This is a genomic window from Allomesorhizobium aridi (assembly GCF_043769475.1).
Lineage (GTDB): Bacteria > Pseudomonadota > Alphaproteobacteria > Rhizobiales > Rhizobiaceae > Allomesorhizobium.
Genome location: NZ_CP171729.1, coordinates 5801810 through 5821899, shown reverse-complemented (window position 1 = coordinate 5821899; position 20090 = coordinate 5801810). Strand labels below are relative to the sequence as shown.

Sequence of the window (20090 nt, the reverse complement as noted above, 5' to 3'; positions counted from 1 at the left end):
AGTAGGCGGCGGCGGGCAGGGCTGGGACGCCGTCGCGATGTGACAAGCGCGTCGCACGTTCGCGCAGGATGCAACCGAGCAGTTCGCGATCGAAATCCGGCAGTGGCGCATGACAACCCGTGAGCGCATCCTGGTCATCGGCGGTACAAGCGGTACGGGGCTGCTGATAGCAAAGCGACTGTTTCGGGAAACGTATGGTGTTCGCGTTTTGGCGCGCGATCCGGACCGGGCGGCGCGTTTACTTGAAAATGAGATCGAAATTGTCCGTGGCGATCTGACCCGTCCGGAGACGCTCTTCCCGCCGTCGACGGCGTCGACCACATCGTTTTCACCGCAGGAGCGCCCAGCGGACGCTACGCGCCCGAACGCCTCGTCAGGCAGACCGACTATCAGGGCGTTTTGGATACGCTCGCGGCCGCGCAGCAGGCCCGGTTTCACGGCCGCTTCCTCTACATGAATTCGATCGGCATCAAGAGGCGCTCGGTGTCGGCGTGGCTGATCAACCTGCTCAAGCGTGACACGCTCGTCTGGCGGCGGAAGGTCGAGGAAGAATTGCGGGCGAGCGGCGTGAACTATACGATCATCCGCGTCGGATTCCTGACCAATAGGCCGGGTGGCCGTTATCGGATACGGATTGACCAAGACGAGTTGCCGCTCTCGCCACGACACAAGATCGCCCGCGAGGACGTAGCGGAGGCGTTCATCCGTGCCTTGCGGGATCCCAACACCTCTCGAAGGACGCTCGAGATCGTCCAGGCGCGCGAGGCCGGACCGACAAAATGGGAAGAGTACTTCGCTCGGCTTGCGCCAGACCCGTGATGGGATTGACTGCGTCCATCGACGCGGCGAGCGTGAGCGATGGGCCGGCTGGGCGTAGGCCCCGTTAAACAAAGCCCCACCTTCTCAAGGATCGCGCCCAGGCTGGAACATCACGCGCCAATGCACGTTTGGCGGGTACGGCTGGCGGAGCCGACAGATGTCCTGACTCTTTCCAGCTGTCGCTCGCGTTTCGCCACGCACACGATTGGAGATGTCGCCTTGAACAGCTCAGCAATCGTAAAGCATCGCCGGATCGACCTTGATGGACTCGGCGTATTCTATCGCGAGGCCGGGCCGGCGGACGCTCCAGTCATCCTCCTGCCTCATGGCTATCCGTGCTCGTCCTACGAGTTCCGAAATTTCATGCCGCCCCTGGCCGACCGGTGGCGGCTGATCGCGCCCGATTTCCCCGGCTGCGGCTACAGCGATATGCCTGAGGATTTCGACTACAGTTTCGACGGCTATGCGGCGTTTCTGGAAGATTTCCTGGCCAGGCTGGGGGTCGAACGTTACGTCCTCTATCTGCACGATTTCGGTTCGCAGATCGGCCTGCGGCTCGCCATCAGGTCGCCGGAGCGGATCGTGGGGTTGATCATCCAGAACGGCGACATCTACGAGGACCAGCTCGGCCCCAAATATGCGCCGCTCGAGGAGTACTGGCGCAATCCAACGCCGGAAGGACGCGCAAAGCTCGCGGAAGCCGTGAGCGAAGAGGGCTTCAAGGACGAATTCCTGAATGATGTTCGCGGCGAACTGACTGAGCGCATTCCGCCGGATCTCTGGCAATTGCACTGGTCGCTGACGACGCCGAAGCGGCGCGAGATCGCGGTCAGCGTGATCGCGGCCCTGAAGGAGAACCTCGGCTGGTTTCCGAGGTATCAGGCCTATCTTCGGAAACACCAGCCGCCGACGCTCATCGTCTGGGGACCGCAGGACGGCTATATGCCCGAAGGGTCGGCGCGCGCCTATCTGCGGGATTTGCCGAACGCCGAGCTACACCTGCTCGACGGCGGGCACTGGGCGCTGGAAACAAACCTCGATGAGATCGTCGCCCTGGCCCGCGATTTCCTCGGCCGCATCTCCACTCGATAGCGTGCAGATGGCGCCAAACCAGGACAGCTCCCAAAAGAAAAAGCCCGGCCTTCGCAGGCCGGGCAATGTGCAGGCAGGCCGGTTGTGGGAAACCGGCGGGGAGTGGGGGAGCCTGCGTAAACTCCTGATCGCGGTTCAGCTGACCCGGCGGGCCATATCTTCGATGTTTTCCGTGCGGGCCTGGACGATCGCGCCGAGGCGTACCGTCGGATCGATGCCGAACGGCGAGCCGACGACGACATGCAGGTCCGCGCGGGTCAGGCCGATATCGGCGAGTTCGGCGTCCGACATGTCGCCGAGGCGATAGAATTCGCGGCGGTTTCGCCAGCTTCGGAAAAAGGCCGAGACCGCGTTGACGATGCGCGTCACTGCCGCCGGACGGGTTGCGGCGTGCATCGTCTGGGTCGCGTGATCGAGCGCAGTCATGTCTGGTCTCCTTCAAAATGCGGGCGCATGAAGGCAATCGGAAAAGCCGCGCGCGAGCGCGGCAATCCGTGGCAAATCACAGGCCTCGTGTTGACGCTGCGATAGTCTCACCAGAAGATTGATTTATCCAACGAATGTTTTTAATCTTTAGCATCAACAAGCATGATGGATGGTTCCCATGGCCGCTCCGCTCGATCTCGACCAGTTGCAGACATTCATCATGATCGCCGATACAGGCAGCTTCACTCGCGCCGCCGAAGAGGTGCACCGCACGCAGTCGGCGGTGTCGATGCAGATGCGCCGCCTCGAGGAGCGCATCGGCAAGGCGCTGTTCGAAAAGGACGGCCGCACCAACAAGCTGACCGAGGAAGGCGAAAGACTGCTTTCCTACGCGCGGCGCATGATCCATCTCAACCGCGAGACGCTGGCCGCCTTCGACGACCGGCGGCTCGAAGGCACGATCCGCATCGGCACGCCGGACGACTATGCCGACCGCTTTCTGCCCGAGATCATGGCGCGGTTTTCCCGTTCCAACCCGCGCGTCGAACTCACCGTCATCTGCGAGCCGACTTTCAATCTGGTCGACCACATCAAGCGCGGCCATCTCGACCTGGCGCTGGTCACCCATGATGACGCCAAGGGTCAGTCGGAGGTGGTGCGCCGCGAGCCGCTGCTGTGGGTGAGTTCGGCCAATCATGCGACGCACGAGCAGGAGATCCTGCCTCTGGCGTTCGGACGCCCGACCTGCATCTGGCGGCGCGCAGCCTGCGACGTGCTGGACGGGATGAACCGCGAATACCGCATTCTTTTCACAAGCTGGTCGGCGACGGTCATCACCGCCGCCGTGCTTTCAGGGCTGGCGATCTCGGTGCTGCCGGAATGCGCGCTGCGCCCCGGCATGAGGGTTCTTGGCGAAGCCGACGGCTTCGGCGCGCTCCCCGAGTGCAAGATCGGCATCATGCGCGGCCACACGGCCCGCGCCGATATCGTCGAAGCGATCGCGCGGCACATTTCGGAAAGCCTCGATAATATTTCGGTGCCTGCCGCCGAGGAGACCGGCACGTTCGACTTTGCCGCCATGGCGGCGCTTCGCGGTCGGCGGCTGAAGCCGAGCCACATATTGCCGGGGTGGTAGGATCGTATACTATAGTTGACAAACCATACGACCGTGCCTAGATTCGGATGATCGAAATCCGGCAGAGGAAGGAGTTCGCCAGATAGCTCGACGATCTGGCGGATTCACGCGCTGCGACAAAAATTGCGCAGCGTCTGGTTCGCCTGGAGGCTGGTCTCTTCGGTGACGTCAAGCCGGTGGGTGGCGGAATAAGCGAGCTTCGGGTGGACTATGGCCCGGGCTATCGCTTGTACTTCACACAACGAGGACGAACTCTGATCGTGCTCTTATGCGGCGGAGACAAACGGCAACAGGATCGTGATATCGCCTTGGCGAAGGTACCGGCCAAAGGAATGAAGGACGACCTACGATGAGAACCGAAACCATTCCCTTCGACGCAGCTCAATATCTGCGCGAGCCGGAAGCCCAGGCCGAGCTCCTCGCTGATGCGCTGGAGAGCGGCGATGCAACCTATATCGCCACCGCGCTCGGGACGATCGCGCGGGCGCGCGGAATTACCGAAGTGGCGCGCGGGACAGGGGTTACTCGAGCGGCGCTCTACAAAGCGCTAGGACCAACCGGCGACCCCAGACTCACCACTTTTCTTGGCGTCCTGAATTCGCTTGGCTTCAAACTGACCCTGAAACCGGAAGACGCAGAGGCTGCCTAGTTCAACGCTTTCCGCCGCGGATGACCAGCACGTTGCCGGCGGCGACAAAGGCCAGGCCAAGGATAGCGTAGACCGTCCAGGCATAGCCTTCGAGCGCGGTCGAGATGAGCAGCGCGAAGACCGGGAAGATGACCGTGGCGTAGCCGGCACGCGCCGCGCCGATGCGGCCGAGCAGGGTTAGATAGGCGGCGAATGCCATCACCGTCGAGATGACGGCCAGGAAGACCAGCGAGCCGAGATAGGAAACGCTCGGGTCGATGATGAACGGTTTGCCGAGCAGAAAGGCGAGAAAGCCCGACCACAACGTGCCGTAGAGCATGCCCCAGGCGCTGGTCGAAACCAGCGGCAGGGCGCGGCGCTGGTTGGATGCCGAGACGAGATTGCCAGCGCAGAAGCTCAGCGTTCCGCACACGCAGAGCAAAAGCCCGGTCATGGTGCCGCCGGACAGGCCGTGGGCGGCGATCTCGGGAAAGAACATCAGCGCGATGCCGGCAAAGCCGATCAGGCCGCCGGCGAGAATGCGCGGCGACGGGCGCTCGCGCATGACGAGCGCGCCAAGCAGCATGTTGATGACCGAGGCAAGCGAAAACACGACCGATAGAAGTCCGCTGACCAGATAGCCTGCGCCGTAATAGAAGAAAAGGAAGTTGGACGAGAAGATCAGCACGCCGAGCGCCGCGAAGCGCAGATGGTCCGAAATCGGGAAGCGCAGCCGGCGGCCGGAGAACCCCGCCCAAGCGAACATCAGCAGCGTGGCGATGGCGAAGCGCCAGACCAGGTTGACCTCGTTGGAGACGCCGCTGCCGACCTGAAGCTCAATGGCGAACCACGACGCGCTCCAGGCGATCACGGTCAGCACGTACAGTCCGTAGTCGAGCGGCTGGAACGGCTGGTCGGCGCTCGCCGGCCTCGCGGCAGGGCGAGCAGCGGGTCCATCGATGGTGTCGGTTCGTGCGGTCATGGCTCTGCCTATGCCCCTGCCCGCCCCGCGGTCCATCCAATTCTTCTGATCGAACCATTGAGGCAAACGATATATGCATGGGACGCACTTGACCCGAACGGCCGGAAAAGCACCAATCCGCAAATGAGCGATTTCTTCACCGAATCCAAAACCAACGCCGCCGAATACACGGTGAGCGAGATCTCCGGCGCGCTGAAGCGCACCGTCGAGGATGCTTTCGGCAATGTCCGGGTGCGCGGCGAGATTTCCGGTTATCGCGGGCCGCATTCCTCCGGCCACGCCTATTTCTGCCTGAAGGACGACCGCGCCCGGCTTGATGCCGTCGTGTGGAAGACGGCGATGGCCCGCCTCAAATTCCGCCCCGAAGAAGGCATGGAGGTCATCGCCACGGGCCGGCTGACCACCTATCCCGGCAAGTCGAACTACCAGATCGTCATCGACAATCTGGAGCCTGCGGGCGCCGGAGCGCTGATGGCGCTTCTGGAAGAGCGCAAGCGCCGGCTCGCCGCCGAGGGCCTGTTTGAGGCCGGGCGAAAACGGCGGCTGCCGTTCATGCCGAAGGTGATCGGCGTCGTCACCTCGCCGACAGGTTCGGTCATCCGCGACATCATCCACCGCATCAAGGACCGCTTTCCGCTGCATGTGCTGGTCTGGCCGGTGCGCGTGCAGGGCGAGACCTCCGGCGCGGAAGTGGCCGCCGCCGTCAACGGCTTCAACGCGCTGGCCGGAGGCGGGCCGGTTCCCCGCCCCGACGTGCTGATCGTGGCGCGCGGCGGCGGCAGCCTGGAAGATCTCTGGGGTTTTAACGACGAGGCGCTGGCGCGCGCCGTGGCGGCCTCCCGCATTCCGGTGATCTCGGCGGTTGGCCACGAGACCGACTGGACGCTCATCGACTTCGTCGCCGACATGCGCGCGCCGACCCCGACTGGCGCTGCCGAAATCGCCGTTCCCGTGAAGGCCGAGCTCGAAGCCAATCTCGCAAGCCTCGCCGCCCGGCTGAAGGCCGGCGCCTCGCGCAATTTCGAGCGCAAGCGGCAGGCGATGCGGGCGGCCGCGCGCGCCCTGCCCACGCCCGATCAACTGCTGGCGCTGCCGCGGCGGCACTTTGACGAGGCTACAACCCGGCTTTCGCGCGCGCTGATCGTCAGCACCGAGCGGAAGCGGGCGCGGCTCGGCGGCGTGCGGCTGTCATCCACCACCCTGTCGCGGCGGATCGAGGAATGGCGCAGGCTGACCGACCGCGACCTGCTGCGCGCGCAGGCCGCGTTGCGCGGCATCGCGCGCGAAAGCCGCGCGCGACTGCTGCGGTCGGCTTCGCAGCTGCCGCGATGCGCGGACGCCGCACTCGCCTTGAAGAAGAAGCGGCTACAGGCCCTGCAGCCGCGCATCTCCGTCCAGCCACTTTTGCGCGCACGCAAAACCGCACGGGACAGGCTGGGGCTCGCCACACGCCGGCATGATGAAGCGGTTGTACGCGGACTGGAACGCCTGCGCGGCAGGCTGACTCAGGCCGACCGGCTGCTGTCGACGCTGTCGCACAAGGCGATCCTGGCGCGGGGCTTCGCGCTGGTGACGGACATTTCTGGCGAAGTGGTGCGCCGCGCCGCCGACATCGCGCCGGGCGCAGCGCTTGGCATCGAATTCGCCGACGGCAAGACCAACGCCATCGCGACAAGCGGCACTGACGCCGCCCGCCCGCGCCCGAAGCCGGCTGACAAGCCGAAAGAGGCGGGCGGGCAAGGCTCGCTTTTCTGATGCGAGATGTTGCGTGAGTTTGAAGCAATGCGAAATCGCTAAAGTATCGCCTATCGGGTCGGCAGTTCCTATATCCCTGGCCGGAACACGAGGAACGGCATGTCACCATTCGATCAAGGCGTCGTCGCGGCCGAGACCGGCATGAGCAAGGACGACAATCCCTATCAGCCAGGGACCGGCGCTTATAGCGATTGGAATGCCGGGTACGAGTCCGTTGTCGAGGCGGATGAGGCGACCAAGCTGGACGATGAATAGGCCGCAATTTGCCGGAGGCCAAAGCGACCGGCTGGCCAAGGCAGTCTGTCTGAGCTTTTAGCCGCGGCGAAACCGCATGTCATCGCAAGCGACCGTCGCTATCCGCCCGATGTCATCTCGAAAATGGCCTCGCCCGAGACCGCATCCGTGACGCCCAGGTCTCCCTCGAATTTCTCCAGTGTGTGGCGGAATTGGTCGAGATTGCCGGCCATCTTCGGCCGAGCCGCGACCATGTGATCGTAACTTTCCCACTCGCTAATCGAGCAGTAGGTTCCCTCGCCGGTTTTGATGAGCGCGAACTTCCTCAACCCCTCGAAATTACGAGGCAAGCGGCGGAACGTCGTTTCAAACTCTTCCTCATGACCCGGTTTCGGGCGAAATCGAACTACGCCATAGGCTGTCATAACTAGCTCCCCACCAGCCAGTAATATCTACCAATGCCGGCGAGCGTATCATTTTTCCGCTCCAAAGCCATATCGCTCTTGCGCGGAATATCCGTCGTTTTCGCGTGGAACTTCACGAACTTCCCTCGAGCCGCACATGCTCCAGACGTCCGAAAATATGCCCTATCAGTATCGTTCGCTCATCGAAGCCGCTTTTTTCACGCGATCTTCGAGCGAAGCGACGGATTTGTAGCTTGGGATATGGCGAAACGAGCGGGGAGGAATTGGTACGGTTGGGTGGGCTCGAACCACCGACCTCCGGATCCACAATCCGGCGCTCTAACCAACTGAGCTACAACCGCACATTCGGGCGGGCGGCATCGCCTGAACCATGTATGGTCCGGCTCGGGCGCCTATCGCCAACGAAGCGTCCAATACGGGCAAACGAAGGACATTTCAAGACGTTTGGGGCGGAGCCGCCGTTCGATTTCGCCGCAGGCCGAAAGCCCGCGCCGAATGCGCGCCGAATCGCCGGCGAATGCTGCGTCCGGGTCGCCGGCGAATGCTGCGTCCGGGCAAAGAAAAAGGCCGGCGGGAGGAGGTGCCGGCCTTTTCCTATATCGGACCAGCGGGAGGAAGTGCTGGCCGAAGTCCCGAAAGACGGCGGGAGGAGGTGCCGCCTTTCAGGTATTTCCGATCGACTGAACGCGTCAGGCGACCTTGAGTTCCTTGATCGCCTTCTCGAAGACGTCCTTCATCGGCTTGGACACGTCCTCGGCGGCCTTCGTGGTGACAGCCTGGAGATCCTTGGCCTGCTCGACGGTCATCTCGACGCGCTTGCGCAGGAAGGAGGTCTGCAGTTCTACGAATTCGGAAACCGACTTCACGCCGAGCAGCGCCTCGAGGTGCGAGAAACTGGCTTCAGCATTGGCGCGCATGGCGGCGATCGCCTTCAGCGAAACGTCGTTGCCAACGGTCTTGGCAGTCTCGAAGGTCGACTCGAGGGCCTTCTGGGTGGTCTCGGCGCCAGTCTTCAACTTCGAATAGGCTTCCTTCGACTGCTCGACGCCCTTCTCGGCGATGGCGCGAAACTGGTCGGTGGCCTTGGAGGCATCAAAGGTCGGGAATTCGATGTTCTCAATGGTGTCGGTGGTCTTGCCTGCAGTCTTGGACATATTTCCATCCTTTTTCAGTGGACAGCCTTGAAGAAAGCCGTCTCGTTCATTCATGTCCGCATGTATAATACAGCGCATGGTGCGTTGCAACAAAATTGTTGCGATGCACCAAAATTTCTGGGCGGCACGTTAACCAAACACCGATTTTCCGCCGGGTTCGCCCGCTGCTCTGTGGACGCGGGGGCCATAGGGTTTTATTAACAAAGGGTTAATTGCCTGCAAGAGTGGTCCAGCAAGCGCATGCCGTCAGCATCCTATTCGTTCATCGATGTGGCCATACTCGACGAGGTGCGCGAGCGTTTCGCGGCCGGCGATGCGCTCGTGATCCTTTCGAGCGACCTCGAACAGGTGATCTGGGCCAACGGGCCTGGCGCCGAACTCTTCGGCCATGATGACATCGAAGCGATCATGGGCGCACCGAGCCGCCTCGGCTTGCCGGCCAGGCGCCAGATCATGGCCGTCAGGGGATTCCCGGACATCGGGCGCGACAAGCCGTTGATGGTTCGCATGACGACCGGCCTCACCAGCCATGCCGTTGCCTTCGTCGCCAGCGCGATCACGCTGCCGGACGGCGAAAATGCGATACTGCTCGCCGCCCCCTTCCCGGGCGCGGCGAGGGCTTCCGCGGAAACCGCCGAACGCGCGATCGGCGGCTTCAACGAGCCCGGCCATTTCGTCGCTTTCGTAGACGGGCGCGGCGGGGTGGAGGCTGCCTCGGCCGGCTTCGGCGAACTCGGCATTTCGCGGGAGACGCTGGCCGGCCTTGTCGCGGAGATCGGCGGCGGGCCGGAGCGCATCGCCCGTCGCGTCATCCGCGGCGGCGCGGCCGCGCTGCCGGCGGGGCTGGCTCGGCTCACCGACGACCCCGCCAGGCACCTTCTGGTGGTGATAGACGAACGCCGGGCCGCAGGCGAAGAGCCGGCCTTGCCGGCGGACGAGGCCGTTCAGCCCGCGCCGAAAAGACCACAACCGGAATCTGCTGCCGCGGCGCCGGTCGAGCAGGACAATTCCGCAGCGGCGCCGGCAAGTCCGCTGCCCCAACGGGAAAAACCGACAATGCCGGCCACCCCTCCTGAACCGGCCGCCGGAGAGAATTTAGCGCCGGCCGAGCGGGAGAAAGCGCCGGCCGAGCGGAAGAAAACCACGGCCGACGCGCCGGCGCAACTCGACCATTGGTACTTCAGCGCGCCCGGCGAAGCCCCGAAAACAGAGGCCGCGACCGGCGGGCCTGAGGAGCCCCGACAGGCGACCGCCAAGGCCGAGCGGACCATGACGCCTGTGCGGTTCGTCTGGCGCACCGACGCCGAAGGCCGGTTCAGCGCCATCTCGCCGGAATTTGCAGGCGCGGTCGGCGCGCTCGCCGCCGATGTCGTCGGCCGCCGGTTCGCCGATGTCGCAGCGACGTTCGCACTGGATCCATCGGGCGAAATCGCCGGCCTGCTCGACCGCCGCGACACCTGGTCGGGCCGCTCGGTGCTGTGGCCGGTCGCCGGAACCGCTCTGAAGGTACCCATCGATCTCGCCGCCCTGCCCGTATATGGCCGCGACCGCGACTTTCAGGGTTTCCGCGGCTTCGGCGTCGCCCGCGGCGCGGAAGCCGTCGCCGATCCGGAGGGGATCGGCCTCGTGCTGGTCGAGCAGCCGGCGAAAGCGGAAGAGCCGGGACCTGCCGAAGCGTCGGTGGAAGACATCCAGCCTGCCCCTGCCAAGCCCGCCGATCCGTTCAAGGGCGAGGTGCCGGCGCTTTCGATCGTGCCGAAGCCGGACCGCCGCTTCGCCGACAAGGTGATCCGGCTCGCCGAGCATCGCCAGCCGGCGCCGGAAAAGGGCGGCCTGTCGAGCGTCGAGCGCAGCGCGTTCCGCGAAATCGGCGAGCGGCTGAAGCTGATCGGCGAGCCCGCCGCGCCGGAGCAAGCGGATGCGGCGGCAGCGGAACAGGAAACTTCCCCCGCTCCAAAGGCTGACGAAGGCGCGGCGAACGACATAACCGGTGAAGCGCCACCAGGCGTGGACGGGGAAGCCCCGGCTGTCGAAACCGGCGCTCGGGCCGAAACATCTGCGGCGGCGACCCCTGAGACATCCGAAACAACCATCCCATCCGAGGACCAAGCGGCCACGGAGCCAGTAGCGGCCGTGGAAATCGAAGAGGCTGCGGCAGCCGACGCCGAGGAAATAGTCGAAGCTGAGGGGCCGGAGGCTGTCAAAGCGGAAACTGCCGCGGCAGATGCTGCGGAGCCGACTGAGACTGCCGATGCCGAGCCAGACGCGGAAGAAGGGACCGAAGCCGCTGAGCCTGCGGAACTCGCGGGCGCAATGGAAAGTGGCGCCCCCCTGCCTGACGAAGCCGCCGAGCACATCGAAAACCCCGAAGCCGCCGAAGCCGAGCCGCGAAAAAAGCTGCCCGCCGATACCGGCATACTGGCAAAATTGCCGGTGCCGGTGCTGATCCATTCGGGCGACGCGCTTCACTACGCCAATGACGAGTTCCTGCATTTGACCGGCTATGATTCGGTCGAGCAACTGGCCGAGGCCGGCGGGCTCGATGCGCTGTTTTCCGATCCTTATGGCGGCGAGCAGCCCGACGAAGCCGACCACTCGCTCAGGCTTTCTGCACGTGACGGACTGGAGTTCCCGATCGACGCGCTGCTGCGCTCGGTGCCGTGGAACGGCGGCAAGGCGCTGATGCTGGTTGTGCGGCGGACGGGCGAGGAAGAGCCTGTCGAACCCGCGCCGCCGCTCCGCTCGGCCGAGGAGCAGGAGCTGCGCGCCCGCGTGGCGGAGATGCGCACCATCATCGACACGGCGACCGACGGCGTGGTGCTGATCGCCAATGACGGCACCATCCGTTCGATCAGCCGGCCGGCCGAGGCGCTGTTTTCCTTCGACAGCGACGAGGTCGCCGGCAAGCCGTTCATCTCGCTGTTCGCCATAGAAAGCCAGCGTTCGGCGCGCGACTACCTCAACGGGCTCTCCGATCACGGCGTCGCCAGCGTTCTGAACGACGGCCGCGAGGTCATCGGCCGTGAGGCTCAAGGCCGCTTCATACCGCTATTCATGACTATCGGAAAATTGCCTGGCGACAGCGGTTACTGCGCCGTGGTGCGCGACATCACACAGTGGAAACGCGCCGAAGAGGAACTGACGCAGGCGCGCGCGCTCGCCGAGCGGGCGTCGTCGCAGAAGACCGATTTCCTGGCGCGGGTCAGCCACGAGATCCGCACGCCGCTCAACGCCATCATCGGCTTTTCCGAACTGATGATCGACGAGCGTTTCGGCCCCGTCGCCAACGACCGCTATCGCGACTACCTGCGCGACATCAACCGCTCGGGCAACCATGTGCTCGACCTCGTCAACGATCTGCTCGATATTTCCAAGATAGAGGCCGGGCAGCAGGAAATGGCCTATGAGGCGGTGTCGCTCAACGACACGCTCGCCGAAACCGTCGCCATGATGCAGCCGCAGGCCAATCGCGAGCGGGTCATCATCCGCTCGAGCTTCGCCTCCAAATTGCCGGAAGTCGTCGCCGATCTGCGCAGCATACGCCAGATCGCGCTCAACATACTGTCGAATGCCGTGCGCTACACGCAGGCCGGCGGACAGGTCATCATCTCGACCGCCTACGAGCCGTCCGGCGACATCGTCATGCGGGTGCGCGATACCGGCATCGGGATGAGCCAAGCCGAGATCGAGCAGGCGCTGAAGCCGTTCAAGCAGATCAATTCGCTGAAGCGGACGCGCGGCGACGGCACCGGGCTCGGCCTGCCGCTCACCAAGGCGATGGTGGAGGCCAACCGGGCGCGGTTCGCGATCAATTCGACGCCGGGTGAAGGCACTCTCGTGGAGGTCACATTTCCCTCAACGCGGGTGCTGGCGGACTGACGCCGAAATCTTCCGGGCCGAGGCAGTGGCGAAGTCCCGCGGCATTCCCTCCAAACCATTGAAAAGCTGTGTAAATTTATCCAGTTTAGAATAATTCTAAACTATTGAATTTATTACCCTTTCCCTTGACCCCCCGCCGGATTTCGCCCAATAGACGTTCGGTTCCGACACCGGAGCCGATGCAGGAACGCCCCCCGGGGCCTTGAACCCCTCGACGGACAGGAGAGTGTCATGACCTTCACGAAAGCCCGGTCGAAAGCGGCCGGCTGCGCAGCATTCGCATTTGCCGCATTGTTCGCCGGCTCGGCGCTCGCCGACGGCACGGTGAACATCTATTCCTATCGCCAGCCCGACCTGATCAAGCCGGTGCTCGACGCCTTCACGGCCGAGACCGGCATCGCGACCGAGGTGCTGTTCCTCGACAAGGGCCTGGAAGACCGGATCCTGGCCGAGGGCCAGAATTCGCCTGCCGACGTGATCCTGACCGTCGACATCGCCCGCTTGACCAACGCCAAGGAAAAGGGCGTCACGCAGGCGCTGGACGACGCGACCGTCAACGGCAACCTGCCTGCCGAATACCGCGATCCGGAAGGCCACTGGTTCGGCCTGACCAAGCGCGCCCGCGTCGTCTATGCGTCGAAGGATCGCGTGACCGAAACCGCGCTGACCTATGCCGACCTCGCCGACGCGAAGTGGAAGGGCAAGATCTGCATCCGCTCCGGCCAGCACGATTACAATCTCGCGCTGTTCTCCGCGGCCATCGCGCATTGGGGTGCGGAAAAGACCGAAGAATGGATGAAAGGCTTTAAGGCCAATCTCGCGCGCAAGCCCGACGGCGGCGACCGCGACCAGGCCAAGGCGATTGCGGCTGGCGAATGTGATATCGCGCTCGGCAACACCTACTATGTCGGCCTGATGCAGACCAACGAGAAGGAGCCCGAGCAGAAGGAATGGGCGGCTGCCATCAACGTGGTCTTCCCGACCTTCGAGGAAGGCGGCACGCATGTGAACATTTCGGGCGCCGCACTCGCCAAGAATTCGCCGAACCGCGACAACGGCGTGAAGCTCATCCAGTTCCTGTCCAGCCACAAGGCGCAGCAGGTCTATGCCGAGCAGGTGTTCGAATATCCGGTCGAGCCGGGCCTTGAGCCCTCCGAAGTCGTGAAGGCGTTCGGCGAACTGAAGGCCGACACGCTGCCGCTCGCCGATATCGCCAAGAACCGCAAGACCGCTTCCGAGATGGTCGACCGCGTCGGCCTCGACGACGGTCCGTCCAGCTAAGCCCGGTCCGGGATGACGCGCGAAGGCCGGTCCGTGAAAGCGGTCCGGCCTTCCGTTATTGAAAGACCATGACGCTGGCGCCGGACCAAGCAAAGCGAATTGCCGCCGCCGGCGAGGACTTGCCGCGGATCGCCGCAGCTCCGCCGGTGAAGCGCTACCGGCATCCCTTCGTCGTCGCGTTGGCGTTCGCGATCTGCGCGATCGTTCTCCTGCCCGTCGTCACGCTCGCCGCCATCGCTCTGTCCGGCACCGGAGAGGACTGGCCCCACCTGGCCCGCAACGTGCTACCCGGCGCGACCCTGACGACGCTGTGGCTGCTGGCCATGGTATCGGCCGGAACCGCAATCATCGGCGTCGCCACGGCCTGGCTTGTCGTCGGCTATGATTTTCCGCTGCGGCCGTTTTTTTCCTGGGCGCTGGTGCTGCCGCTCGCCGTGCCGCCCTATCTGGCCGCCTACGCCTTCGCCGAGTTCTTCCTGTTCACCGGCCCGGTCCAGTCGGCATTCAGGGAGATGTTCGGCTTCGACAGCCCGCAGCAATACTGGTTTCCCGATCTCCGCTCGACCGAAGGCGCGGCCTTCGTGCTGACTTGCGTGCTCTACCCCTACGTCTATCTGACCAGCCGGGTCGTGTTCCTGATGCAGGGCCGCAACATCGCCGATGTGGCGCGCACTCTCGGCGCAAGGCCGGCAAAGGTGTTCTTCCGCGTGCTTCTGCCCGTGGCGCGCCCTGCCATAGGCGCCGGCGTAGCCCTGGTGCTGATGGAAACGATCAACGACATCGGCGCTTCCGAATTCCTCGGCGTGCGCACGCTGACCACCGCCGTCTTCACCACCTGGATCAACCGCAGCAGTCTCGAGGGCGCGGCCCAAATCGCCATGCTGATGCTGGTTCTGGTGCTGCTGCTGCTTGCCGCCGAGCAGTTCGCCAGGCGGCGGCAACGCTTCCACAATGTACGCGGCACCCAGTTGAAGGCGCGCCCTCCCCGCGCCCGGCTGAGCGCGGCTGGCCAGGCCGGTGCGCTCGTCGCCGTATCGCTGCCGGTCCTGTTCGGCTTCGGCGTTCCGCTGCTGGTGTTCGGGCAGTATGCTTCGCGCCGGCTCGACCGGCTGATCAACGCCGATCTCGGCGAGGCCTTCCTGAACAGCGTCTTCACGGCCGGCTCCGCCGCGCTTCTCACGGTCGGATTGGCTCTGCTCCTCATCAACGCGGTAAGGCTTTCGCGCTCGCCGCTCACGACGATTTTGGTGCGCGTCGCCTCCGTCGGCTACGCCCTGCCGGGCACGATCATGGGCCTCGGCCTGCTCTTCGCGCTTGCCCGCATCGATAACGCCATCGATTTCTTCGCCCGAGAACAGTTCGGCTTCTCGACCGGCCTCATGCTGACCGGCTCGGCGGCGGCCGTCATCCTCGCCTGCACGATCCGCTTCCTGGCGCTCGCCGAAGGCGCGGTTCGCTCCGGCATGGAGAAGTTGCCGCCGCATCTCGACGAAGCTGCCCGCAGCCTCGGCAAGACGCCGGCGAAGAGCGCCGCCCTCGTGCTCCTGCCCCTGCTGCAGCCGGCGATCCTTACCGCGCTGGTGCTGGTCTTCGTCGACACGGTCAAGGAACTCTCGGCGACCATCCTGCTGCGGCCGTTCGGCTTCAACACGCTGGCAACGCTGGTCTATGAGAACGCTTCGCGCGCTGTAGTCGAGGATGGGGCGGTGGCCGCGCTGCTGATCATCGGGACCGCGACCGTGCCGGTCATCTTGCTTTCGCGCGCGCTCGCTCGCGACCGTGCCGCCTCGATGGCGTGAAAAGAAAAAGGCGTCCAAAAGGACGCCTGAATTTAATGGGATGCTGTCACAACGGGGGCTTGAGCGATAGAAGCTTCCTCGGGGCTGAGGAACAGGATTTCTCCGTCAAGTTACGTGCGAATATCAGCGCAGTCTCTTAACAAATCCTTACCGGAACCCCGGAAAATTTACGAAAGTGTACCACTCGTGAAAACGAGGTAAATTTGCCAGTCATCATTGCTTAACCATGTTCGCGGCGCTCAGGAGCGAAGCTCCGGCAGGTCGCGGAAAAGGTCGAGCGCCTCGGGATTGGCCAGCGCCTCCTTGTTCTTGACCGCGCGTCCATGGACGATGTCGCGCACCGCAAGTTCGGTGATCTTGCCCGATTTGGTGCGCGGTATGTCGGCGACCGCGACGATCTTCGCCGGCACGTGGCGCGGGCTGGCGCCGGTGCGTATCTTGGCCTTGATACGCTTTTCCAACGCCTCGTCGAGTGTGACGCCTCCGGCCAGCCGTACGAACAGCACGACGCGCACGTCGCCCTCGAAATCCTGGCCGATGCACAGCGCCTCGGCGATCTCCGGCAACTGCTCGACCTGATTGTAGATTTCCGCAGTGCCGATGCGCACGCCGCCCGGATTGAGCGTGGCATCGGACCGGCCATGGATGACGATGCCTCCATGTTCGGTCCATTCGGCGAAGTCGCCATGGCACCAGACATTGTCGAAGCGCTCGAAATAGGCGCTTCTGTATTTTCTGCCGTCCGGGTCGTTCCAGAAGCCGATCGGCATCGCCGGAAACGCCTTCGTGCAGACCAATTCGCCCTTTTCCTGCCGCACCGGCTGGCCGTCGTCGTCCCATACATCGACGGCCATGCCGAGGCCAGGCCCCTGGATCTCGCCGCTCCACACCGGCTCCGTCGGCACGCCGAGCACGAAACAGGACACGATATCGGTGCCGCCTGAAATCGAAGCCAGATGCACGTCGCCCTTGATGCCGTCATAGACGAAGGCAAAACCCTCCGGCGACAGCGGCGAACCGGTGGAGGAGATCGTCCGCACCATCGAGAGATCGTGCGTCTTGATGGGCCGTAAGCCGGCCTTGCGCACAGAGTCGATGAACTTGGCCGAGGTGCCGAGATAGGTCATCCTCTCGCCTTCAGCGAAATCGAAGATTGCATTGCCGTCGGGATAGAAAGGCGACCCGTCGTAGAGCAGCAGCGTCGCGCCCGACGCCAGGCCCGAGACCAGCCAGTTCCACATCATCCAGCCGCAGGTGGTGAAATAGAAGAAGCGGGCGCCGTCTTCGATCCCTGCATGCAGCCGCTGTTCCTTGACATGCTGGATCAGCGTGCCGCCAGCCGAGTGGACGATGCATTTCGGAATGCCGGTCGTGCCCGACGAGAACAGTATGTAGAGCGGATGCGCGAAGGGCAGTTGCTCGAACGTGAGCTTCGACTGCGCGAAAGGCGCGAGCGCCTCCTCGAGCCGCATCCGCCTTGTCGATCACCGCCGCCACGTCGCCGGCGGTGCCGAGATACCCGACGATCAGCACCTTGCGCACGGTCGGGAGTTTCGCCGAAACCGCGGCGATCTTGTCGGCGACCTCGATCGCCTTGCCATTGTACCAGTAGCCGTCCGGCGCGATGAAGACGACCGGCTCGATCTGGCCGAACCGGTCGAGCACGCCCTGCTCTCCGAAATCCGGCGAACAGGACGACCAGACGGCACCGAGCGACGCAGCCGCAAGCATGGCGGCGACGGTCTCGGGCATGTTGGGCATCATGGCGGCGATGCGGTCGCCCTGCTTCACGCCGAGCGATCGGAACAGTTGCTGGAGCTGCGAAACCAGGGCGTGCAGGTCGTCCCACGACATGCGCCGCTCGACCTTGTCTTCGCCCCTGAAGACGATAGCGTCGTTACCGCCGGTCTTCTTCAGCAGGTTTTCGGCAAAATTCAGCCGCGCGTCCGGAAAGAAGGCGGCGCCCGGCATCCTGTCGCCGTCCGCAAGGACGACTTCGCCGCGCTCGCCGACGATGCCGCAAAAATCCCAGACCAGGCTCCAGAAGGCTTCGCGCTCGTCGATGGACCAACGGTGAAGATCGTCATAGCGCGTGAACTCCGCGCCCGCCCTGGCCGAAGCGGCCGCCATGAATGCGGTCATCGGCGCGGAGGCGACCTGATCCTGTGTCGGCGTCCAAAGCGGAGCGGTGTCGGCCACGATGTCCTCCCAAACATCATCCGAAAAGCTGAACTCTTTTCGGATATGATCCTGCTCAAGGCGAGACCTTTCGATTCTGACCGAAACGAACAGGCCCCGACGGCAGTTGCCGGTTATGCATGTTGCAATGCAGCAGAGCAAGATGTCGGCCCGGAGCGGCACGCGGCTGTGCGCAAATGCCATGCCGTGGCCACAAAGGCTTGAAAAGCAGTGGCCGTCGGATAAACCGGTCTAGGATATGTTGATATTCAGGTGATGCCGGCCTGCAAATGACGGCTTTCTGCGCTTCCGGTGCTCACGTACCAAACGTACGCTCCGCTCCGGTTCTCTAGAGCCATCATTCTCGACTCGGCCTGACCTGAATCTCAACACACCTAAAGGCAACCGCTCGTAGTAATCGGCACGGCACCCGGCCTTGGCCGGATGAGGAAACGGGGCACCATGCCATCATCTCTCGTCAGGCGGACAATATGGGGGCTCGTCGCCGCCGCTGTCCTTGCCAGCCTGATCGTGTTCACGCTCCCGCTGATCGCATCGACCCGCATCGTGCGCGACCGGATCGCGCTGGAGATGAGTTTCTGGAGCGGATACGAGGTCAGCATCGGCGCGCCGCCCGAGATCGAGGTCTGGCCGACCTTCCGGGCAATCCTCACCGATGTCCGGCTCTCGCCATGGCAGAGCCCGTCCGGCCCGCCGGTCATCACTGCCGAGCGTGTCGAGATCGAACTGTCGGCGCTCGCGGCGCTGCGCGGCGATGTCGCGTTTTCAAGCGCACGCTTCGTCAACCCCACCCTGCATATCGAGCGCACCACGAACGGCGCTTACATGCCCGAACTGCCGAGCGGCGGCCGCATCGCGGCGGCCATCGCCGAGGCCCGCCATGCATTGGCCGAAAACCCCGACGATCCCGGCGAATTGCCGTCTGATCCTTTCGGCGCAGTTGAAATCAGCGGCGGCCGGGTTGTGCTCCACGAAGGCGGCCAGATCACCGACATCGCCACCGGCATCGCCGGCAGGGTAAGCTGGCCGGCCCTCGACGAGGCCGGCGCGCTGTCGGCCAAGGCGACATGGCGCGACGAGACTGTGGCTATCGACGTGTCGTCCGGGAACCCGCTTTCGTTGTTTGCCGGCGCCGCCGCGCCGCTGACGGCGAGCATCACTGCACCATCCGCGACGGCGTCCTTCACAGGTTCGGCGAAGCTGGCCGGCAGCGCCTATGTCGACGGCGACGCAAGGTTTGCCGTCCCATCGCTCCAGCGGGCGGCGCAATGGTGGGGATCGCCCATCGCCCCTGCCCTGCCGCGCGGCTCGGCGACGTTCACCAGCCGCATCGTCGGTGACGCCAGCCGTGTGAAATTCGAGAATGCAGCCCTTGCGCTCGACGGGAACCGGGGCGAGGGAGCTCTCAATCTCGAATTCAACCCGAGCCGGCCGGCCCTGTCGGGCTCGCTGGCCTTCGACGGCATCGATCTCGGTTCTCTGCTTTCGGCATTCACGCCGCTGACGCTCGCCGCCGAAAGCGATGCCAAGGACGCCGATGCCGGGCTGGCCGGCTGGGCCGATATCGACCTCAGGCTGTCGGCGGCGCGCGCCGTAGCGGGATCGGTCAACCTGGCCGATGTCGCGGCCACCATCCAGGTAAGGAACGAATTGGCCGTGCTCGACGTCTCCGACGCCACCGCTTTCGGCGGCGCCATACAGGCCGGCATCCGCTTCGACGGCGGGCCGGCCCTCCCGCATGCCGAAATGCGGCTTCTGGCTTCCGGTGTGGACGCCGGAGCGCTGGCCAGCGCCGCAGGCATGACGCGGATCGTGCCCGTCGGCCAAAGTACGATCTCGGTGATCCTGAAGGGCCCTGGCGCCTCGTGGGAATCGATACTGGAAAACGCGTCGGGCTCGATATCGGCCAATCTCGGGCAAGGCGCACTCTCCCGCCTCGACCTCGCCGGCCTGCTGAATCGCATCAGGCAGGGCGGGTTCTTCGCGCTCGACGAGGTGTCCAAAGGCACGCTGCCGATCGCCGGCGCGGAGTTCAAGGCGAGCGTCGCCAACGGCGTTGCGCGGATAGAAAAGGCTGAGGCCCGGGCCGCCGGCCACACGCTGTGGCTCGAGGGCATCGTGCCTTATGTCGGCCGCGGACTGGCGCTTTCGGGCGGCGTCACGCAAACAGGGCAGCAGGCGCAAGCCGGCCCGCCGGCAACGTTCTTCGTCGGCGGGTCGTGGAGCGCACCCTTCATCTCGCCGGTTGCTCCTCCCCAACCGGTGGAATAGCCGGACCCACG

At 64.3% G+C, this 20090-nt stretch carries 15 protein-coding genes, 1 tRNA gene and 2 pseudogenes; 12 read left to right on the top strand and 6 right to left on the bottom strand.

The features are described from left to right. Window positions 1-109: 109 nt before the first annotated feature. The 3 genes and pseudogenes from ACG873_RS30775 to ACG873_RS30765 form a co-directional block, all read left to right on the top strand. A pseudogene (locus ACG873_RS30775) lies at window positions 110-235 on the top strand (hypothetical protein); the annotation flags it as partial. An 86-nt stretch (window positions 236-321) separates the two neighbouring features. Further along, window positions 322-819, top strand: a complete 498-nt coding sequence (locus ACG873_RS30770; protein ID WP_394893776.1) for an NAD(P)H-binding protein — start codon at window positions 322-324, stop codon at window positions 817-819. A gap of 219 nt (window positions 820-1038) precedes the next feature. Further along, window positions 1039-1911 carry an alpha/beta fold hydrolase gene (locus tag ACG873_RS30765; RefSeq protein ID WP_394889694.1) on the top strand — a complete coding sequence of 291 codons (873 nt, stop codon included), beginning with the start codon at window positions 1039-1041 and terminating at the stop codon, window positions 1909-1911. 135 nt (window positions 1912-2046) lie between these two features. Here the strand turns inward: ACG873_RS30765 and ACG873_RS30760 are convergent, their stop codons facing one another. Further along, window positions 2047-2337 (bottom strand): DUF1127 domain-containing protein, encoded by a 291-nt coding sequence (locus ACG873_RS30760; protein ID WP_394889692.1) that lies wholly within the window; start codon window positions 2335-2337, stop codon window positions 2047-2049. Window positions 2338-2515: 178 nt separating this feature from the next. Here ACG873_RS30760 and ACG873_RS30755 point away from each other — a divergent pair, with 178 nt between their 5' ends. The 3 genes from ACG873_RS30755 to ACG873_RS30745 all read left to right on the top strand — a co-directional run bounded on the left by ACG873_RS30755 (window position 2516) and on the right by ACG873_RS30745 (window position 4121). Then, the gene (locus tag ACG873_RS30755) at window positions 2516-3472 is read left to right on the top strand and encodes a LysR substrate-binding domain-containing protein (protein WP_394889690.1); all 957 of its coding nucleotides are present in this window, start codon (window positions 2516-2518) and stop codon (window positions 3470-3472) included. A 95-nt stretch (window positions 3473-3567) separates the two neighbouring features. Next, complete coding sequence (locus tag ACG873_RS30750) at window positions 3568-3825, top strand: type II toxin-antitoxin system RelE/ParE family toxin (protein WP_394893774.1); 258 nt, start codon at window positions 3568-3570, stop codon at window positions 3823-3825. Next, window positions 3822-4121, top strand: a complete 300-nt coding sequence (locus ACG873_RS30745) for an addiction module antidote protein (RefSeq protein WP_394889688.1) — start codon at window positions 3822-3824, stop codon at window positions 4119-4121. The genes ACG873_RS30750 and ACG873_RS30745 overlap by 4 nt, the downstream gene beginning before the upstream one ends. A gap of 1 nt (window position 4122) precedes the next feature. Here the strand turns inward: ACG873_RS30745 and ACG873_RS30740 are convergent, their stop codons facing one another. Continuing rightward, entirely contained in the window at window positions 4123-5082 is a 960-nt protein-coding gene (locus ACG873_RS30740) for a DMT family transporter (protein WP_394889687.1), read from the bottom strand. A 123-nt stretch (window positions 5083-5205) separates the two neighbouring features. Here ACG873_RS30740 and xseA point away from each other — a divergent pair, with 123 nt between their 5' ends. Together xseA and ACG873_RS30730 are read left to right on the top strand one after the other, a co-directional pair. After that, window positions 5206-6837, top strand: a complete 1632-nt coding sequence (xseA, locus tag ACG873_RS30735) for an exodeoxyribonuclease VII large subunit (protein ID WP_394889685.1) — start codon at window positions 5206-5208, stop codon at window positions 6835-6837. Window positions 6838-6936: 99 nt separating this feature from the next. Then, the gene (locus tag ACG873_RS30730; RefSeq protein WP_394889683.1) at window positions 6937-7092 is read left to right on the top strand and encodes a hypothetical protein; all 156 of its coding nucleotides are present in this window, start codon (window positions 6937-6939) and stop codon (window positions 7090-7092) included. A gap of 98 nt (window positions 7093-7190) precedes the next feature. Here ACG873_RS30730 and ACG873_RS30725 read toward each other — a convergent pair whose 3' ends face one another. The 3 genes from ACG873_RS30725 to ACG873_RS30715 form a co-directional block, all read right to left on the bottom strand. After that, complete coding sequence (locus ACG873_RS30725) at window positions 7191-7496, bottom strand: antibiotic biosynthesis monooxygenase family protein (RefSeq protein WP_394889681.1); 306 nt, start codon at window positions 7494-7496, stop codon at window positions 7191-7193. Window positions 7497-7760: 264 nt separating this feature from the next. Next, a tRNA-His gene (locus ACG873_RS30720) sits at window positions 7761-7837 on the bottom strand. 348 nt (window positions 7838-8185) lie between these two features. After that, window positions 8186-8650 (bottom strand): phasin, encoded by a 465-nt coding sequence (locus ACG873_RS30715; protein ID WP_394889680.1) that lies wholly within the window; start codon window positions 8648-8650, stop codon window positions 8186-8188. 240 nt (window positions 8651-8890) lie between these two features. On the opposite strand from ACG873_RS30715, the gene ACG873_RS30710 reads away from it, so the two are divergent. The 3 genes from ACG873_RS30710 (at window position 8891) to ACG873_RS30700 (ending at window position 15609) form a co-directional block, all read left to right on the top strand. Beyond that, window positions 8891-12529 carry an ATP-binding protein gene (locus ACG873_RS30710; RefSeq protein WP_394889679.1) on the top strand — a complete coding sequence of 1213 codons (3639 nt, stop codon included), beginning with the start codon at window positions 8891-8893 and terminating at the stop codon, window positions 12527-12529. A gap of 231 nt (window positions 12530-12760) precedes the next feature. Beyond that, entirely contained in the window at window positions 12761-13810 is a 1050-nt protein-coding gene (locus tag ACG873_RS30705; protein ID WP_394889677.1) for a Fe(3+) ABC transporter substrate-binding protein, read from the top strand. Between the two features lie 68 nt (window positions 13811-13878). Then, window positions 13879-15609 (top strand): ABC transporter permease, encoded by a 1731-nt coding sequence (locus ACG873_RS30700; protein ID WP_394889675.1) that lies wholly within the window; start codon window positions 13879-13881, stop codon window positions 15607-15609. 239 nt (window positions 15610-15848) lie between these two features. Here the strand turns inward: ACG873_RS30700 and ACG873_RS30695 are convergent. Further along, window positions 15849-17808, bottom strand: a pseudogene (locus tag ACG873_RS30695) (acetoacetate--CoA ligase). Between the two features lie 441 nt (window positions 17809-18249). Here ACG873_RS30695 and ACG873_RS30690 point away from each other — a divergent pair. Next, window positions 18250-20079 (top strand): AsmA family protein, encoded by a 1830-nt coding sequence (locus ACG873_RS30690; protein WP_394889673.1) that lies wholly within the window; start codon window positions 18250-18252, stop codon window positions 20077-20079. Window positions 20080-20090: the final 11 nt, after the last annotated feature.